Origin of the sequence: Scopulibacillus cellulosilyticus, assembly GCF_042665295.1 — a bacterium.
Lineage (GTDB): Bacteria > Bacillota > Bacilli > Bacillales > Sporolactobacillaceae > Scopulibacillus_A > Scopulibacillus_A cellulosilyticus.
This window is the reverse complement of the sequence record NZ_JBHTCO010000028.1, coordinates 1-1,719: the sequence shown is the minus strand read 5'-3', so window position 1 is coordinate 1,719 and position 1,719 is coordinate 1. Positions and strand designations below refer to the sequence as shown.

The window sequence follows — 1,719 nt, the reverse complement described above, 5'->3', positions numbered from 1 at the left end:
TTGATTACGGCCACTTGATTTTACCACCCTTGCCAAGTTATTTACCACGGTTTGCCAAAGAATTTACCACCCTTCGCCAACGTATTTACCATTGAATATAAAAAGCCCTACAGATTGGTACTGCACCCCAGAAGTTAGAGTAAAAAATCTAACTTCTGGGGTGTTTTTTATATGGCAAAGTACAGCGATGAATTTAAATTAATGATGGTGAAGGAATATCTTGATGGTCCTTTGGGTTATAGGTTATTAGCTAGAAAATATGGCATACCAGAATGGTCAGTCATTAAAAAATGGGTAAATGCATATAAAGCATTTGGTAAAGAAGGATTAAGTAAAAAGCGTTCTAGAAAGGTTTATCCTGTTCAATTTAAGTTAAATGTATTAAACTTTATGAAACAAACGGGCGCTTCTTACCAAGATACCGCAATTGAATTTAAAATGAACGAACCATCACTTATTGCGAAATGGAACATAACTTTTCTTAAAGAAGGGATAGAAGGGCTCAAAGATAAAACGAAAGGACGGCCTTCTATGTCTGGAAAAAGAAAACCGAAACAATCAAAACAAGAAGAAGTCATGTCACGAGAAAAGCAATTGGAGCACGAAAATGAACTGCTTCGTTTAGAAAATGCTTATTTAAAAAAGTTAAAAGCTTTTCAGGACAACCCGGATGCCTACCTCGAAAAGCACAAGCAGCGTTGGCATTTGAACTCAAAGAAGAAGGATTTAAATTAAAAAACGTGTTAAAGGTAGTAAATATACCAGAAGCAACCTATCATTACCATATTCAACAATTAAAGAAAGAGGATCCAGATAAAGAATTGAAAGATAAAATTACCGAGTTGTTTCAAAAACATGGCGGAAAATACGGTTATCGTCGTATCCATTTAGAATTAAAAGGGGAAGGCTATAAAGTTAATCATAAGAAAGTACAACGAATCATGAAAGAGCTTGGCTTAAAATGCGTAAAGTTCACCCGAAAATCACGTTGCAATTCCTATAAAGGTAAAGTTGGAAAGGTTGCAAAGAATCGCTTAAATCGCCGATTTAGCACGCCTATTCCTCTACAAAAGCTGGTAACAGACGTTACTGAATTTAAGTGTACAGGAAATGAGAAACTTTATTTGAGTCCGATTTTAGATCTGTACAATGGGGAAATTATATCTTATGGCATCTCAAATAAACCAACATTGGATTTTGTCCTCAAGCCACTTAATCAAGCAGTAGAAATAGTCAACTGCGAAGCGGCATATCGAACGACAATACATTCAGACCAAGGATGGCATTACCAACATAATAAATGGGTAAAACTCCTGAAGAAAAACGGAATCTTCCAGAGTATGTCCAGGAAGGCTACTTGTGCAGATAATGCCGCAATGGAGAACTTTTTTGGGATTATGAAACAAGAAATGTATTATGGTGAATCATTACTGTCCTATAATGAGCTAAAATGTAAGATTGAGAAATACATTTACTATTACAATAACGAACGAATTAAAGTAAAATTGGCTGGTTTAAGCCCAGTACAATACCGAACTCAAACCAGCCAAACAGCTGCATAATTAAAACTCTAACTTTTCGGGGTCACCACCTTAACGGTTTGCTAAGCTGTAGGACCTTCCTTCTTCAATTAGTTAGATCTGTTTTCGAAGTAATCAATGATAACTTTTCTGGAACCTTCAAAAATATCTTGCTCTGTCCAACTATAAGGAGAAGGTT

Annotated in this window: 1 protein-coding gene and 1 pseudogene; both read left to right on the top strand. The window is 35.7% G+C overall.

All coding sequences use genetic code 11. The features are described 5' to 3' along the window. The first annotated feature begins 171 nt into the window (after positions 1 to 171). Positions 172 to 735, top strand: a complete 564-nt coding sequence (locus ACFQRG_RS16545; protein WP_380968051.1) for a helix-turn-helix domain-containing protein — start codon at positions 172 to 174, stop codon at positions 733 to 735. Beyond that, positions 696 to 1,562 (top strand): annotated as a pseudogene (locus tag ACFQRG_RS16540) (IS3 family transposase); the annotation flags it as partial. The gene ACFQRG_RS16545 and the pseudogene ACFQRG_RS16540, both read left to right, overlap by 40 nt. Positions 1,563 to 1,719: the final 157 nt, after the last annotated feature.